14 protein-coding genes are annotated in these 14,754 nt (G+C 61.3%); 5 read left to right on the forward strand and 9 right to left on the reverse strand.

Annotation, left to right across the window (positions count from 1 at the left end; all coding sequences use genetic code 11):
• The first annotated feature begins 111 nt into the window (after positions 1-111).
• On the forward strand, positions 112-1,863 hold the full coding sequence (gene ushA / locus C1Y42_RS01055; protein ID WP_058781227.1) for a bifunctional UDP-sugar hydrolase/5'-nucleotidase UshA: 1,752 nt from the start codon (positions 112-114) through the stop codon (positions 1,861-1,863).
• A gap of 34 nt (positions 1,864-1,897) precedes the next feature.
• Here ushA and C1Y42_RS01060 read toward each other — a convergent pair whose 3' ends face one another.
• The gene (locus C1Y42_RS01060) at positions 1,898-2,329 is read right to left on the reverse strand and encodes a multidrug/biocide efflux PACE transporter (protein ID WP_104092665.1); all 432 of its coding nucleotides are present in this window, start codon (positions 2,327-2,329) and stop codon (positions 1,898-1,900) included.
• A gap of 90 nt (positions 2,330-2,419) precedes the next feature.
• Between C1Y42_RS01060 and C1Y42_RS01065 the strand changes: the two genes are divergently transcribed.
• On the forward strand, positions 2,420-3,289 hold the full coding sequence (locus C1Y42_RS01065; protein WP_104092666.1) for a LysR family transcriptional regulator: 870 nt from the start codon (positions 2,420-2,422) through the stop codon (positions 3,287-3,289).
• Here the strand turns inward: C1Y42_RS01065 and ybaK are convergent.
• From ybaK to copA, 3 genes are all read right to left on the reverse strand, one after another.
• Positions 3,286-3,765, reverse strand: coding sequence for a Cys-tRNA(Pro)/Cys-tRNA(Cys) deacylase YbaK (gene ybaK / locus C1Y42_RS01070; protein ID WP_021508645.1), 480 nt, complete (start codon positions 3,763-3,765; stop codon positions 3,286-3,288). The genes C1Y42_RS01065 and ybaK overlap by 4 nt on opposite strands.
• A 163-nt stretch (positions 3,766-3,928) precedes the next feature.
• Entirely contained in the window at positions 3,929-4,729 is an 801-nt protein-coding gene (locus C1Y42_RS01075) for a TraB/GumN family protein (protein ID WP_021508644.1), read from the reverse strand.
• Positions 4,730-4,797: 68 nt separating this feature from the next.
• Complete coding sequence (gene copA, locus C1Y42_RS01080) at positions 4,798-7,308, reverse strand: copper-exporting P-type ATPase CopA (RefSeq protein WP_104092667.1); 2,511 nt, start codon at positions 7,306-7,308, stop codon at positions 4,798-4,800.
• Positions 7,309-7,403: 95 nt separating this feature from the next.
• Between copA and cueR the strand changes: the two genes are divergently transcribed.
• Complete coding sequence (gene cueR, locus C1Y42_RS01085; RefSeq protein WP_104092668.1) at positions 7,404-7,820, forward strand: Cu(I)-responsive transcriptional regulator; 417 nt, start codon at positions 7,404-7,406, stop codon at positions 7,818-7,820.
• Here cueR and C1Y42_RS01090 read toward each other — a convergent pair.
• The 5 genes from C1Y42_RS01090 to tesA all read right to left on the reverse strand — a co-directional run bounded on the left by C1Y42_RS01090 (position 7,793) and on the right by tesA (position 11,598).
• Positions 7,793-8,254, reverse strand: coding sequence for an NfeD family protein (locus C1Y42_RS01090; protein WP_104092669.1), 462 nt, complete (start codon positions 8,252-8,254; stop codon positions 7,793-7,795). The two genes, cueR and C1Y42_RS01090, sit on opposite strands and share 28 nt — an antisense overlap.
• Positions 8,254-9,168 carry an SPFH domain-containing protein gene (locus C1Y42_RS01095; RefSeq protein WP_021508640.1) on the reverse strand — a complete coding sequence of 305 codons (915 nt, stop codon included), beginning with the start codon at positions 9,166-9,168 and terminating at the stop codon, positions 8,254-8,256. The genes C1Y42_RS01090 and C1Y42_RS01095 overlap by 1 nt, the downstream gene beginning before the upstream one ends.
• Positions 9,169-9,232: 64 nt before the next feature.
• Positions 9,233-10,087 carry a co-chaperone YbbN gene (locus tag C1Y42_RS01100; RefSeq protein WP_021508639.1) on the reverse strand — a complete coding sequence of 285 codons (855 nt, stop codon included), beginning with the start codon at positions 10,085-10,087 and terminating at the stop codon, positions 9,233-9,235.
• A gap of 79 nt (positions 10,088-10,166) precedes the next feature.
• Entirely contained in the window at positions 10,167-10,940 is a 774-nt protein-coding gene (locus C1Y42_RS01105) for an SDR family oxidoreductase (RefSeq protein ID WP_104092670.1), read from the reverse strand.
• Positions 10,941-10,971: 31 nt separating this feature from the next.
• On the reverse strand, positions 10,972-11,598 hold the full coding sequence (tesA, locus tag C1Y42_RS01110; RefSeq protein WP_199188951.1) for a multifunctional acyl-CoA thioesterase I/protease I/lysophospholipase L1: 627 nt from the start codon (positions 11,596-11,598) through the stop codon (positions 10,972-10,974).
• Here tesA and ybbA point away from each other — a divergent pair.
• Both ybbA and ybbP read left to right on the forward strand, forming a co-directional pair.
• On the forward strand, positions 11,566-12,252 hold the full coding sequence (gene ybbA / locus C1Y42_RS01115; RefSeq protein WP_021508636.1) for a putative ABC transporter ATP-binding protein YbbA: 687 nt from the start codon (positions 11,566-11,568) through the stop codon (positions 12,250-12,252). The two genes, tesA and ybbA, sit on opposite strands and share 33 nt — an antisense overlap.
• On the forward strand, positions 12,249-14,666 hold the full coding sequence (gene ybbP / locus C1Y42_RS01120) for a putative ABC transporter permease subunit YbbP (RefSeq protein ID WP_058769409.1): 2,418 nt from the start codon (positions 12,249-12,251) through the stop codon (positions 14,664-14,666). Before ybbA ends, ybbP begins: the two co-directional genes overlap by 4 nt.
• Positions 14,667-14,754 lie beyond the last annotated feature (88 nt).

Below are 14,754 nucleotides of genomic sequence, written 5' to 3' on the forward strand. Positions count from 1 at the left end.
ACTGTATTCGCCTTTGGCCTTGAGTTAAAGGGCGAACTGTGCGACACAGAAGGGCGAAAAAGCACATCCGGCGCACCGCCCGGTAAAAAACGCAGAATAAGGAGATCGGCTTTGTTGTTATCACCGCACAGAGGGCGCTGGCTGGCGCTGTTTATGCTGCTGTTGCCGCTGCTGGCGCAGGCGTGGCAGCCGGACCGCAGCTACCGCTTTAGCATTTTGCACACCAACGATCATCACGGCCACTTCTGGGCCAATGCGCAGGGTGAATATGGTCTGGCCGCGCAAAAAACGCTAATGGATCAGCAGCGGTATGATGTACAGGCCAAAGGCGGCGGCGCGCTGATTCTGTCGGCGGGCGACGTTAACACCGGCGTGCCGGAATCAGATGTGCTGAACGCCGAGCCGGACATTCGCGGCATGAACCTCATCGGCTATGACGCGATGGCGCTCGGTAACCACGAATTCGATAAACCGCTCAGCGTGTTGCAGAAGCAGCAGAAATGGGCGAAGTTCCCTTTCCTTGCCGCCAACATTTATGCCAAAGGCAGCGATAAGCGCCTGTTTAAGCCGTGGGCGATATTCAATCGTATGGGGCTGAAAATTGCGGTGATCGGCCTGACCACCACTGATACGCTGCGCATCGCCAATCCGCAAAACGTGGCGCAGATAGAGATTCGCGATCCGGTGAAAGAGACGGAAAAAGCGGTGGCGGAACTGCGCGCCAGCGACAAGCCGGATGTGATTATCGCGCTGACGCACATGGGTCACTACGACGACGGGCAGCATGGCAGCAACGCACCGGGCGATGTGGAACTGGCGCGCAGCCTGCCGCCGGGCACGGTTAACGTGATCGTCGGCGGGCATTCGCACGATGCAGTGTGCATGGCAAAAGAGAACGTCAGCGTGGCGGATTATCAGCCCGGACAGCCGTGCCAGCCGGATCGCCAGAACGGCGTGTGGATCGTGCAGGCAAAAGAGTGGGGGAAATTTGTCGGTCGCGGCGATTTCACCTTCCGCAACGGTGAGCTGACGCTGGATAACTATCAGCTGATTCCGGTCAACCTTAAGCACAAGGTAAAGAACCTTGATGGCAGCGAAACCTGGCTGCCGTATCAGGAAGCGATAGCGCAGAACGGCGCAATGATGAAGCTGCTGACGCCGTATCAGCTGCGCGCCGGCAAACAGCTGGCGGTCAACGTGGGTCGCAGCGACAGCGTGTTTGATGGCGACCGCAGCAAGGTGCGCTTTGAACAAATGCCACTGGCTCAGCTGATCATGCGCGCGCAGATGGCGGCTACTCAGGCCGACTTTGCCGTTATCAGCGGCGGCGGTATTCGCACCTCGCTGGCGCAGGGCGAGATCAGCTGGCGCGATCTGTTGCAGATCCAGCCGTTTGGCAATCAGGTGGTGTCCGTGACGCTGACGGGCAAAGAGCTGCTGAACTACCTGGCGACGGTGGCGAATATCAAAGCCGATTCCGGCGGTTTCGCGCAGTTCAGCAACATCAGCCTGGTGGCCGATGGCAAAAGCGTCAGCGCAGTGAAAATCAATGGCGAGCCGCTGCAGCTGGATAAAACCTATCGCATGGCCACCAACAGCTTTAACGCCAGCGGCGGCGACGGCTACCCGGTGATTGATGGCCATGCTGGTTTCCGCAACAGCGGCCTGCGTGATGCGGAGGTGCTGCGCAGCTATGTCAGTCAGCACTCACCGCTGCGCGTCGCCGATTATGCGCCACCGCAGATTGTGCATCTGACACCGCAGCAGGTTGAGGAGCGCGACAAAGCGCTGGAGAAGCAAAAGAAGCGCAGCTATCCGCAGATGATCCTGGCGTGGATCTGGCCACGCGCGGCGCATGAGTGACAAAACGGGCGGCACTTCAGCCGCCCGTGGTTTTTCAGGCGCTGCAGGATTTCTGGCTCACCCAGCGCTGGCGCAGCTTATCCCATGCCCAGTTGTAAGCCATGGTGTAGGGCAGAAAGAACAGAAAGAACGCCACTTCCAGCAGGAAAGCGTCCAGCAGCGAAATATGCAACATCCACGCGGCAATCGGCAGGCCGATGAGGATAAAGCCGCCCTCAAAGCCGAGCGCATGCAGCGCGCGCAGGCCGAGACCGCGCTGGCGCTGCGGCGGGCAGAGACGGTCAAAGCCGCTGTTATAAATGATGTTCCACAGCATGGCGACGGTCGACAGCATAATCGCCAGCGCGCCCATCTGAAACAGCGGTTTATCCATAACCCAGGCGGCCAGCGGCGCAACCGTGACGATCGCTAACCCTTCAAAGCCTGCGGCATGACAAAAACGTTCTTTCAGTGAACGGGTACGCATATAAACCTCCTCTTGAGTAACGCCACGCATTTTCTCACTGCACAATGCTAAGATAAAATGATTACCTATCGATAAAAGCGATGGTTCAGCATGAAGTACTCACCAGAATCCCTTGAGGCATTTGTTCAGACCGTCGCCAGCGGCTCGTTTTCTGCAGCGGCGCGTGCGCTGGCAAAAAGTCAGTCCACCATCAGTAGCGCGGTGGCCAATCTCGAAGATGACATAGGCTTTGCGCTGTTTGATCGCAGCGGACGCCAGCCGGTGCTGACCGCTCAGGGCCAGCGCGCGCTGGCGCAGGTGCAGCAAATTCTTGCTGCCAGCCAGCGGCTGGATGAACTGGCGGTGCGGCTGTCGCAGGGCGTTGAGCCGCGACTCAGCCTGGCCATTTCCGACTTCTGGCAGGCCGATCACCATGAAAATCTGCTGACGCGCTTTGAGGCGCGCTATCCGGATATCGAATTTGAATGCATGATTGCAGAAGATGAGGATGTGCTGGATTTACTGCAGGCCGGGCGCGTACATCTTGGCGTGGTGCGCGCCCAGCCGCGTTTGCCGCCGGATCTGGCGGTGGCGCGACTGCAGGTTGAAGCGCAAATGGCGATTTTCCTGCATCAGGATCACCCGCTGGCAGCCCGTTCGCAGGTGAGCGAGGCGCAGCTGGGCGAATTGCGTCAGCTGCGGCTCAATACCTGGGTGGAAACCCGCCAGCCGCTGCCGGCGGGCCGCACCTGGTCGGCCCCAACCTATCTTTTATTGCTGGAGATGGCGGAGCAGGGGTTTGGCTGGAGCGTACTGCCGCGCTGGCTGGTGCAGCAGTTTGGTCATCAGGTCTTGCGCGAGCTGCCGGTGCCGGGCTGGCCGCAGCATATTGCGGTGGATGTCATCTGGTCGCGGCGCAATCCGCCGGGCCCGGCCGGCCGCTGGATGATCGACCAGCTGTGCGCGCAGCAGCCTGATTAATCGCGGCGCGCCACGTCAGCCAGCGTGGCATCCAGCAGCCTTGCCAGATCCTGCGCGGCCAGTTCGATATCCAGCCCGCGCTTGCCGCCGGAAATAAAGATGGTCGGGAATTCGCTGGCCTGCTGATCGATCACCGTCGGCAGCCGCTTTTTCTGCCCCAGCGGACTGATGCCACCCACCAGATAGCCGGTGACGCGCTGCGCCAGTTGCGGATCGGCCATGTCGGCTTTTTTTGCCCCCAGCGCTTTGGCGACTTTTTTCAAATCCAGCTGTGAAGAGACCGGCGTCACCGCCACTGCCAGCGCTTTGCCATCACCGTTAAGCGCCACCAGCAGGGTTTTAAACACCTGGCGCGCATCCAGGTTGAGCTTGCGCACCGCCTCGTCACCGAAGTGGGTTTCATGGCTGTCATGCTCGTAGGGATGCAGGGTAAAAGCGACCTGTTGTTTTTCCAGCAGTTTTACGGCGGGTGTCATAATCAATCCTTGCTACGAAAATTCTTATCTCGGTTTGCGTGAAAGTACTGGCGAAAATCTGAACTTTGCGCGAAAATTGGCCGGCGCCAGTCACCCTGGCGATAACCAAAATCATAAACAAATTCCTCTTTGACGGGCCGATAGCAATATTGGCCTTCTTTTTTTATGCCTTCAGCAGCTGCGGCAAATTGTCTTCGCCGTAGAGATGCAGTGCACCGACCGCCACCACATAGCGCCCGCGCGGCAACGCCAGCAGCAGCTCGCGCCAGTGCTGATTACGGTTGCGCATCAGAGTATCGTTCAGTTCACTGCTGAACGTAGTCGGCAGCGCCACCGGCTGACTGGCGGGCGGCGCATCCAGCCACCAGCTGATCATGGTTTGCAGCAGTCGCGCGTTGGTGTGCCAGTGTTCCAGCGTATCCAGCAGCAGCGCCAGGCCATCCTGCGGTAGTGATTTCAGCAACGCGATCTGCGTTTCCGGCCCTTCCAGCTCAATAATGCGTTTTCCTGCCGCCTGCGCTGCCTGCAGCAGCTGATAGTCAATACCGTACTGCGGTCGCAGCCCCAGCCGCTGCGCCTGCTGCGCCTGCAGCATCAGCGCAATTTGCCAGAACGGCAGGCTATCAAACAGCGCGATGTTCAGTGACAGCTCATCGCACAGCGCCGTCAGCTGTTGCAGCGTCTCTGGCGTCAGCCGCGTTGCCAGCGGCGGATACGCTTCACCCTCACTGAATGGTGAACTGCCGCGGGTAATATCCGCTTCCACCACCAGCGCATCGGCTTTCTGCAGCTGGCGCAGCAAGCCGGCCGGCAGCGGTTGCATATCGCGCGTGCCCATATGAATACTGCCAGCCAGATGCAGACGGCGGTCTCCGAGTCTGATATCCATGGCGGGCCAGCTGTAGCTGGCGGGGAACAGGCTGCTGGCCAGCTGTTGCAGGCGGTGCCACACACTGCGTCTCATGCCGTGTCCTTTTTAAGTCAAAAATCCATGCTAGCGATTTCGCTCAGCGAAAGACAGGGCAGAGGTTGCTATTGCCGCTGCGCCGGTTTAAAGCGCAGCAAACGGTTAGCATTGCTCACCACGGTGATCGACGACAGCGCCATGGCGGCACCGGCGACGATGGGGCTGAGCAGCACACCGGTAAACGGATAGAGTATGCCGGCAGCAATCGGAATGCCCAGACTGTTATAGACAAAGGCACCCAGCAGATTCTGCCGCATATTGCGCAGCGTGGCGTTGGCCATCGCCAGCGCGTCGGCCACGCAGTGCAGATCGTTGCGCATCAGCGCCATCGCCGCGGTTTCAACCGCCACATCGCTGCCGCCGCCCATGGCAATCCCCACATCCGCCTGCGCCAGCGCCGGGGCGTCGTTGATGCCATCGCCCACCATCACCACGCTGCACCCCTGCTGTTGCAGCTGCGCAATCGCCTGCGCTTTACCGTCCGGCAGCACGCCAGCGATCACCTCATCGATACCCGCTTCGGCAGCGATGGCTTCGGCAGTGGTCTGATGGTCACCGGTCAGCATGATCAGACGATAGCCCAACTGATGCAGCCGCTGTAGCGCCGCACGGCTCTCCGGACGCAGCTGGTCACGCAGGGCGATCAGGCCCAGCAGTTGCTGTTGATCCGCCAGCAGCACCGGCGTGGCGCCCTGCGCAGCGAGTCGCGCGATATCCTGCTGTGCGGCGCGCAGGTCGATGTGCTGCTCTTCCAGCAGCGCCGCATTGCCCAGCAGCAGCGTTCTGTCAGCGACAGTAGCACTCACGCCTTTGCCGCGTATTGTACGAAATTGCGCAACGCGGGCGTCACTGACGGTCGGTGCGGCGGCGACGATGGCCTTCGCCAGCGGATGCCCCGATCCCAGCTCCAGCTGGGCGGCCGCCTGCAGTACCTGCTGACGATCCCAGTCGCTGTACAGCAGCACCTCGCTGACCTGCGGCGTACCCTGGGTCAGGGTGCCGGTTTTATCAAACACAATGGTGTCGACTTCACTGGCCCGCTGCAGCGCATCGGCATCGCGCACCAGCACGCCCAGCTCGGCGGCGCGGCCGACGCCCGCGATCACCGACATCGGCGTGGCTAAACCCAGCGCGCACGGACAGGCGATAATCAGCACCGTAGTGACAATCACCAGCGTATAGGCCAGCTGCGGCTGCGGTCCGACAACATACCAGACCGCTCCGCTGAGCAGGGCAATCGCCACCACCACCGGCACAAACACCGCCGAAATACGATCGGCCAGCCGGCCCATTTCCGGCTTGCTGCTCTGCGCCTGACGCACCAGATTGATAATACGGGCCAGCGTGGTATGGCTGCCGGTGGCGCGGGCGGTGAACTGTAGCGATCCGTCCTGCACCAGCGTCCCGGCATAAATCTTATCGCCAGGACGGCGCGACTGCGGCAGCGCTTCGCCGGTGAGCATTGCTTCGTCAAGCCAGGCTTCGCCGCGGCTGACTTCGCCGTCCACCGGTACGCGATCGCCGGTCACCAGCTTCAGCGTCATGCCCGGTGCGATTTCGCTCAGCGGCAGCGGTTTTTCCCCTTCGGCGGTGATCACGCAGGCCTGCGCCGGGGTTAAATCCAGCAGCCGCTCCAGCGCCTGTGAGGCGCGCTGGCGCGCGCGCTGTTCCAGCGCATGGCCGAGGTTAATCAGGCCGATGATCATCACGCTGGCTTCAAAATAAAGGTGGCGCGCCTGCGGCGGGAAAAATGCCGGCCACAGCGCGACGCTCATCGAGTAGATCCAGGCCGCACCGGTACCGAGCGCGACCAGCGTGTCCATGGTGGCGGTAGCATGACGCAGGCTGCGCCACGCGCTGCGATAGAAGTGGCCGCCGGCAAGCGCCATCACCGCCAGCGTGACGGCACCGAGCACGCGCCAGAGCGTCTGATTGCTGTCGTTTAGCATCATGTGATCGCCGAGCATGCCCCAGACCATCATCGGCACGCCGACGATCAGCGCCAGCGCCGCCTGCCAGCTAAAGCGGCGCATCGCCTGCTGTGCGTTGACCTGCTGGCGCTCGCGCCGGGTTTGTTCATCTTCGATCACTTCCGCAGAATAACCTGCCTCGTCTACGGCGCTGACCAGCGCTGAGGGTACGGCATCGCCCAGCACCAGCGCGCTGCGCTCACCCAGATTGACGCGCGCCTGGCTCACGCCGGGCACTTTCTGTAACGCCTGCTCGACGCGGCTGACACAGCTGGCGCAGCTCATTCCGCCTATCAGCAGATGGTGCACCGCAAGATTCTCTTCTGCCGGCTGCGACTCCGTTGTCAGCGCCTCCGGCTGCGGCTCCTGAGCTGGCAACGGATCAGGCTTTGGGCTGGACGCCTCATTTTTCAGCGTGGCGTGATAACCAGCCTGCTCAACGGTGGCAATCAGATCGCTGGCGCTGGCTGCGCCGGTGACGCGCGCTTCCTGCTGCGTTACCTCGGCCTGTTCCACATCGCTGCGCTGCTCCAGCGCCTCTTTAACGCGTTTAACACAGTGGCCACAGGACAAGCCGTCCAGAGCCAGTAATTGTGTGTGTGACATCATCAACTCCTCGTTTATCAGGTTTGACTCGCTGCAAGGTTTGCATTAGTTATAAAGCCTAAACCTTCCATTCAGGGGAAGGTCAAGGGGCAGAGATGAACATCAGCGATGTAGCAAAAAAAACCGGGCTGACCAGCAAAGCGATTCGTTTTTACGAACAGAAAGGGGTGGTTACGCCGCCGTTACGCAGTGACAACGGCTATCGCAGTTATGGCGCGCACCATCTGGATGAGCTCAATTTTCTGCGCCAGGCGCGGCAGGTGGGCTTCACGCTCGAGGAGTGCCGCGAACTGGTCGCACTGTTTAATAATCCGGCGCGCCACAGTGCCGATGTCAAAGCGCGTACCCTGCAGAAGGCGGATGAGATCGCGGCGCATATTGAAGAGCTGCACGCGATGCGCGCGCGTCTGCTGGAACTGGCTGCAGCCTGCCCGGGCGATGACGGTGCCGAATGTCCCATCATCAATCACCTGGCGGGCTGCGGTCATCGGGAGGGCGGCAAACGCGGCTGAATCAGCAGCGTGATGCCTGACACGCCGGTCACGATCACCGGCGTGCCCGCCGGCAAATCTTCCTGCGCCTGCACGCGCCAGCTGCTGTCACCAATGCGCACATGACCGACGCCGTCTTTTAGCGCGCTGTCTAACGTCAGGTGCTGGCCAATCAGCTGGCTGCCGCGCTGATTGAGCGTATTGGGCTGCTGCGCACTTTCGCGAAAGCGCATCCAGCGATACCAGAAAAACACGCACAGCAGCGTCAGAGTGGCGAACAGCATGCCCTGGCTGGTCCACGAGAACGGAAACAGCCACTCAATGATCCCGACCAGCACCGCCGCCACGCCGCTCCACAGCAGGTAACCGCTGGTGCCGAGCATCTCCGCTGCCAGCAGTAAACCGCCCAGCGTGAGCCAGAACCAGTGCGGATGCGCAATCAGCTCCATCAGCATCACGGTTTGCGCTCCTGACGACTCTCTTTCAGCAGCTCGCTGATACCGGCCACCGAGCCGAGCAGGCTGCTGGCGTCGAGCGGCATCATTACCACTTTGCTGTTATTCGCTTCGCCAATTTTTTGCAGGGCATCGGTGTATTTCTGCGCCACAAAGTAATTAATCGCCTGGATATCCCCGGCAGAGATGGCTTCTGACACCATCCGCGTGGCGTTGGCCTCGGCTTCGGCCTGACGCTCGCGCGCTTCCGCCTGCAAAAAAGCGGAGGTACGTTCGCCTTCCGCTTTAAGGATTTGCGACTGCTTATCGCCCTCGGCGCGCAGGATGGCCGCCTGGCGAACGCCTTCGGCGGCGAGGATATCGGCGCGTTTGGTACGCTCGGCTTTCATCTGCGCGTTCATGGCCGCTATCAGTTCCTGCGGCGGGCGCACGTCGCGGATTTCAATACGGGTGATTTTTACCCCCCACGGATTGGTCGCTTCATCAACAATGTGCAGCAGGCGGGTATTAATGTTATCGCGCTGCGACAGCATCTCATCCAGCTCCATGCCGCCGAGCACGGTGCGGATATTGGTCATGGTGAGGTTGATGATGGCCAGCTCAAGATTGCTGACTTCATAAGCGGCGCGCGCCGAATCCACCACCTGAATAAAGCACACTGCATCGATGGTGACGTTGGCGTTATCTTTGGAGATGATCTCCTGCGACGGAATATCGAGAACCTGCTCCATCATATTGATCCGGCGACCAATACGATCCATGAACGGCACGACCAGATTCAGACCGGGCGGCAACGTTTTGGTGTAGCGGCCAAAGCGCTCCACCGTCCACTGGTAGCCCTGTGGCACAATTTTGACACCGGCCCACACGGTAACCAGCGCGAGCACGATGATGACGGGAATCACTGTTAACATATAACCTCCTGGCTGTCAGATTGTCGGGCCGAGTCGCTTCGGCCCGTTTACCGCGCGGTACCGGTCAGTACAGCAGCGAGTAGAGCTGGCGACGATAGCGCGAGGCGAGGGCATCGCCTGTGCCGAGGGCCGCCAGAATCTCCTGGAACATTTTGCGCACTTCGCCGTCACCGGCGCTGAGATCGCGCTTCAGAAAACCTAACAACAGCTCCAGCGCTTCTTCATTGCGGCCCACCTGATGCAGCTGTAACGCAAGTTTAGCAGCCAGACCGGCGTTGTCCGGTTCGCTTGCCATCTGCTCCTGCAGCTGCTGGATCTCCGGCGTGTCGGCGGCCTGTTTCAGCAGGTCGATTTGCGAAATCAGGCTCTGATAGCGCGTATCCTGATCCTGCAACGGTACCACAGCCAGCACCGCTTCGGCTTCTTCGCTGCGGTTCAGGGTGATCAGGACTTCTGCCAGCAGAAAACCAATTTCACTGTTCTGATTGCTCAGCTGCCAGGCGTCTTTCAGCAGCGGTAGCGCATCCAGCGGCTTGCCTTCCTGCATCAGCTGCATCGCCTGCTGCGCCTTTAACTCCTCTTCACGCGGCAGGACTTTCTCCAGCAGCGCGCGAATCGCCTCTTCCGGCTGCGGGCCCTGGAAGCCATCGACCGGCTGACCGTTCTGGAACAGGTAGACGGTCGGCAGAGAGCGCAGACCAAACTGCGATGCCACCAGCTGCTCTTTATCGCAATCCAGCTTCGCCAGAATAAACTGGCCGGCGTACTCCTGTGCCAGACGCTCCAGCACCGGCGTCAGCTGCTGGCAGTGCTGGCTGCGCTCCGACCAGAAGTAGAACAGTACCGGCAGCTGCATTGATTGCTCCAGCGTCTGCTGCAGGTTGGATTCGTTGATGTCGATAATCAAAGCGTGTGACATGAATACGTCTCTTGGCAGAAAGTGTGTTGAGGATATGGGGGCAAACGCCCCGGCTTCAAGTTCAATTCCGGCTTGCAGTTTAGTTACTGCGTAAAATGCGATCCAGCATCCAGCCCGGCAGCAGTCGTTTAAGCAGACTCATCGCCCAGGCGACCAGCGTCACCGGATAGCGCAGGCGCGGATGTTTACTCTCCAGCGCATGCCGCAGTTTCGGCAGAATCGCCTCCGGCGGCAGGCTAAAGCGCGCGGCGATGCCGGGGTTGCGCACGGGCTTGTCGCGTTCGCCCTGCTGCACGTTTTCGGTAAACCGGGTGGTAATCGGGCCTGGCTCAATCAGGCTGACGCGCACGCCGCTGTGGCGCACTTCCATGCGCAGCGCATCGCTCCACGCCTCCAGCGCCCATTTACTGGCGGCATAAGCGCCGCGGCCCGGCGTGGAAATCAGGCCGAGCACCGAGCTGGTGTTGATAATCCGCCCGTCACCGCTATTTTGCAGCGCCGGCAACAGGCGCAGCGTCAACTGGTGGGTGCCGAAAAAGTTGGTGGAGAATTGCTGCTCGAGCTGCTGACGCGACACGCTGGTCAGCGGACCGTACTGGCCGAAGCCGCCGTTGTTGAACAGCCCGTGCAGGCAGTGGTCGGTGAGGGCCAGCACGCGATCGGCGGCGGCATCCACGCTGGCCGGATCGTCAAGATCCAGCAGGATGCCGGTGAAGCCGAGCTCATCCATGCGCGCCACATCGTCGGTGCGGCGACAGGCGGCCAGCACGCGATAGCCGCGCGCCAGCAGATCGTTGGCCGCCACCAGACCGATGCCGCTGGAGCAGCCGGTAATTAATACGGACTTTTGCATATCTTTACCTGTCATTGGGCACGTCGCGGCGTTAATCATGCTTAACTAGCGGAGCCAGTTGCTCAGCCATCAGGTTGGCGATGAACGGCTGCGCATCCGGATTGGGGTGAATACCGTCCTGCTGCATCCACTCCGGCTTCAGATAAACCTGCTCCATAAAGAACGGTACCAGCGGAATATGATACTGCTGCGCGAGGCGCGGATAGAGCGCGCTGAACGCGTCGGTGTAGCGTTGGCCATAATTAGCCGGCAGACGAATTTGCATCAGCAGCGGCTGGGCGTTAGCGGCTTTGACCTGATCGATAATTTTACTCAGATCCTGCGCGATGTTTTGCGGCGGGAAGCCGCGCAGCCCATCGTTACCGCCCAATTCGATTAACACCCACTGCGGCTGATGCTGTTTTAATAGGCCCGGCAACCGCGCCAGCCCCTGACCGGCGGTATCACCGCTGATGCTGGCGTTAACCACTTTGGGCTGCTGTTGCCAGGTTTTGTCGAGCAGGCTCGGCCAGGCGGCGGCGGCGGACATGCGATAGCCGGCACTCAGGCTATCGCCGAGAATCAGCAGGGTATCGGCGGCGGCGATGCGCGACACCAGCAGCAGCAATAACAACAGGAAGGAATAATGCCAGCGGAAAACATTGTTGCAGTTCATCATCTTACTAAGTCCGTCGGTCAGGGAGAGCATCAGCTGACCATCCTTACCGGAGTTGAGCTGGTTGTCAAACCAGCCGAGACGCTGGCGCTGATCGGCGAGTCGGGATCCGGGAAATCCACCCTGCTGGGTATTCTCGCCGGACTGGATGATGGCAGCAGCGGCGAAGTGCATCTGCTGGGCCAGCCGCTTCATCAGATGAACGAAGAGCAGCGCGCCGCGCTGCGCGCGCGTGAGGTCGGTTTTGTGTTTCAGTCCTTTATGCTGGTGCCCACGCTCAACGCGCTGGAGAACGTGCAGCTTCCTGCACTGCTGCGCGGAGACAGCGATCGCGACAGTCGCGCGCAGGCCACTGAATTACTGACGCAGCTCGGACTAAAAGATCGTCTGCACCATCTGCCGGCCCAGCTCTCCGGCGGCGAACAGCAGCGCGTGGCGCTGGCACGCGCCTTCAGCGGCCGTCCCGGCCTGCTGTTTGCCGATGAGCCGACCGGTAACCTCGATCGCAAAACCGGCGATCGCATCGCCGATCTGCTGTTTTCGCTCAACCGCGATTTCGCCACCACGCTGATTCTGGTGACGCACGATGAGCAGCTGGCGGCACGCTGCGATCGTCGCCTGCGGCTGCGCGACGGCAAGCTGTGGGAGGAAGCATGATCTGGCGCTGGTTCTGGCGCGAGTGGCGTTCGCCCTCGCTGCTGATTGTCTGGCTGGCGCTGACGCTGGCGGTGGCCTGCGTGCTGGCGCTGGGCTCCATCAGCGATCGCATGGAGAAAGGGCTCAGCCAGCAGAGCCGTGACTTTATGGCCGGCGACCGTACTCTGCGCAGCAGTAAACCGGCACCGGATGCGTGGCTGGACAAAGCGCGCGAAGAGGGGCTGGCGGTCAGCCGGCAGCTCAGCTTTATGACCATGACCTTTGCGCAGGAGACACCGCAGCTGGCCGATGTCAAAGCGGTCGATGATGCGTACCCGATGTTCGGCACCCTGCAGACGGATCCGCCCGGCCTGCGTCCGGTGGCCGGAACGGTGCTGGCCGCGCCGCGTCTGCTGGCGCTGCTTAACCTGAAGGTCGGTGACCGCATTGACGTGGGCGATACCACGCTGCGTATTGCCGGCGAAGTGATTCAGGAGCCGGACGGCGGATTTAACCCGTTTCAGACGGCGCCGCGTCTGTTAATGAATCTTGCCGACGTAGAGAAAACCGGCGCCATCCAGCCGGGGAGCCGTCTGAGCTGGCGCTACAAATTCTCCGGCGAGTCGGCAGCGCTGGCGCGCTATGACCGCTGGATTCAGCCGCAGCTGCAGGCCGGCGAGCGCTGGATCAGCGTGGAGAATTCCGAGGATGCACTGGGCCGCTCAATGCAGCGTGCGCAGCAGTTCCTGCTGCTCTCAGCGCTGTTAACCCTGCTGATGGCGATTGCCGCAGTGGCCGTCGCAATGAGTCATTACTGCCGCAGCCGTTACGATCTGGTGGCGGTGCTGAAAACGCTGGGCGCCACGCGTAAATCGCTGCAACGGCTGATTATCGGTCAGTGGCTGGCCGTGCTGCTGCTGGCGGCCATCGCCGGCAGTGCGCTGGGGCAGGGCATTGAAGTCGCGCTGCTGCTGATGCTCAAACCGGTGCTGCCCGCCGCTTTACCGGCTGCCAGCGTCTGGCCGTGGCTATGGGCGATTGGTGCGCTGGTGGTGATCTCGCTGCTGGTCGGGTTGCGTCCATACCGTCTGCTGATGGCCACACAGCCGCTGCGCGTGCTGCGTCGTGATGCGGTAGCCACGCTATGGCCGCTGCGTATTTATCTGCCGGTGATGGCGCTGGTGGTGGTGGCACTCCTTGCGCTGCTGATGGGCGGCAGCAAAATGCTGTGGGCGCTGCTGGCTGGCGTGGTGATGCTGGCACTGCTGCTGGCGCTGCTCGGCTGGGGCACGCTTCTGCTGCTGCGCAGACTGGTGGTGCGTAATCTGGCGCTGCGCCTGGCGATCAACCGTCTGCTGCGTCAGCCAGCCATGACGCTCAGCCAGCTGGCGGCGTTTTCGCTTTCCTTTATGCTGCTGGCATTATTGCTGGTGATGCGCGGCGATCTGCTCGATCGCTGGCAGCAGCAATTACCGGCGGATGCGCCCAACTATTTTCTGCTCAATCTGACCCAGCAGCAGGTGCCGCAGGTAGACGAGTTTCTGCGGCAGCATCAGGTTAACGCTGGTACCTTCTATCCGATCGTTCGGGCAAGGCTCACTGAGCTGAACGGCAAGCCGGCCGATCCCAGGCTGGATAACGCGCTGAATCGCGAGCTCAATCTGACGTGGCAGGCGGAGCGTCCGGATCACAATCCGCTGGTGGCCGGCAGCTGGCCACCGAAAGCCGGTGAAGTCTCGATGGAGGTCGAGCTGGCCGATCGTCTGGGCGTCAGGCTCGGCGACAGGCTGACCTTCAGCGGCGATACGCAGCAGTTCAGCGCGACGATCACCAGTCTGCGCAAGGTCGACTGGGAGAGCCTGCGGCCAAACTTCTTCTTTATCTTCCCGCCGGGCGCGCTCGATCAGCAGCCACAAACCTGGCTGACCAGCTTCCGCATGGCGAACGATCCCGCGCTGCTGGCGCAGCTCAACCGCGCGTTCCCGACGCTGAGCCTGCTGGATGTTGGCAGCATGCTGAAGCAGATTGGACAGGTGCTGGCGCAGGTGAGCCAGGCGCTGGAGATCATGGTGATCCTGGTGACAGTTTGCGGTGTATTGCTGCTGCTGGCGCAGATCCAGGTCGGCATGCGCCAGCGCCGGCAGGAGCTGGTGGTGTATCGTACGCTCGGTGCCAGCCAGCGCCTGCTGCGCGGCACGCTGTGGTGTGAGTTTGCGCTGCTTGGCGTGGTGGCGGGAATCGCGGCGGCGCTGGGGGCGGAAGCGGCACTGTGGGGGCTTCAGCGCAAGATTTTTGATTTCCCGTGGCAGCCAGACTGGACGCTGTGGCTGGCGCTGCCGCTGTGCGGTGCGGCGCTGCTGTCGCTGTGCGGCGGCTGGCTGGGTGTCCGTTTACTGAAGGGGAAAGCGCTGTTCAGGCGGTTTGATGCTGCCTGATGCCCTCACCCCAGCCCTCTCCCACGGGAGAGGGAGCCGATCGGGCCCGTATGCGTGATTCTGCACTTCAGAACGTTCAGGTGAGTGT

Origin of the sequence: Pantoea sp. ICBG 985, assembly GCF_002928365.1 — a bacterium.
Taxonomy (GTDB): domain Bacteria; phylum Pseudomonadota; class Gammaproteobacteria; order Enterobacterales; family Enterobacteriaceae; genus Pantoea; species Pantoea dispersa.

What these genes read in the sequence shown, in the direction of transcription:
- C1Y42_RS01060 (WP_104092665.1), bottom strand. Translation starts at nt 2,329, where the DNA reads ATGCGTACCCGTTCACTGAAAGAACGTTTTTGTCATGCCGCAGGCTTT.
- C1Y42_RS01065 (WP_104092666.1), top strand. Translation starts at nt 2,420, where the DNA reads ATGAAGTACTCACCAGAATCCCTTGAGGCATTTGTTCAGACCGTCGCC.
- ybaK (WP_021508645.1), bottom strand. Translation starts at nt 3,765, where the DNA reads ATGACACCCGCCGTAAAACTGCTGGAAAAACAACAGGTCGCTTTTACC.
- C1Y42_RS01075 (WP_021508644.1), bottom strand. Translation starts at nt 4,729, where the DNA reads ATGAGACGCAGTGTGTGGCACCGCCTGCAACAGCTGGCCAGCAGCCTG.
- copA (WP_104092667.1), bottom strand. Translation starts at nt 7,308, where the DNA reads ATGTCACACACACAATTACTGGCTCTGGACGGCTTGTCCTGTGGCCAC.
- cueR (WP_104092668.1), top strand. Translation starts at nt 7,404, where the DNA reads ATGAACATCAGCGATGTAGCAAAAAAAACCGGGCTGACCAGCAAAGCG.
- C1Y42_RS01090 (WP_104092669.1), bottom strand. Translation starts at nt 8,254, where the DNA reads ATGCTGATGGAGCTGATTGCGCATCCGCACTGGTTCTGGCTCACGCTG.
- C1Y42_RS01095 (WP_021508640.1), bottom strand. Translation starts at nt 9,168, where the DNA reads ATGTTAACAGTGATTCCCGTCATCATCGTGCTCGCGCTGGTTACCGTG.
- C1Y42_RS01100 (WP_021508639.1), bottom strand. Translation starts at nt 10,087, where the DNA reads ATGTCACACGCTTTGATTATCGACATCAACGAATCCAACCTGCAGCAG.
- C1Y42_RS01105 (WP_104092670.1), bottom strand. Translation starts at nt 10,940, where the DNA reads ATGCAAAAGTCCGTATTAATTACCGGCTGCTCCAGCGGCATCGGTCTG.
- ybbA (WP_021508636.1), top strand. Translation starts at nt 11,566, where the DNA reads ATGCCAGCGGAAAACATTGTTGCAGTTCATCATCTTACTAAGTCCGTC.
- tesA (WP_199188951.1), bottom strand. Translation starts at nt 11,598, where the DNA reads ATGATGAACTGCAACAATGTTTTCCGCTGGCATTATTCCTTCCTGTTG.
- ybbP (WP_058769409.1), top strand. Translation starts at nt 12,249, where the DNA reads ATGATCTGGCGCTGGTTCTGGCGCGAGTGGCGTTCGCCCTCGCTGCTG.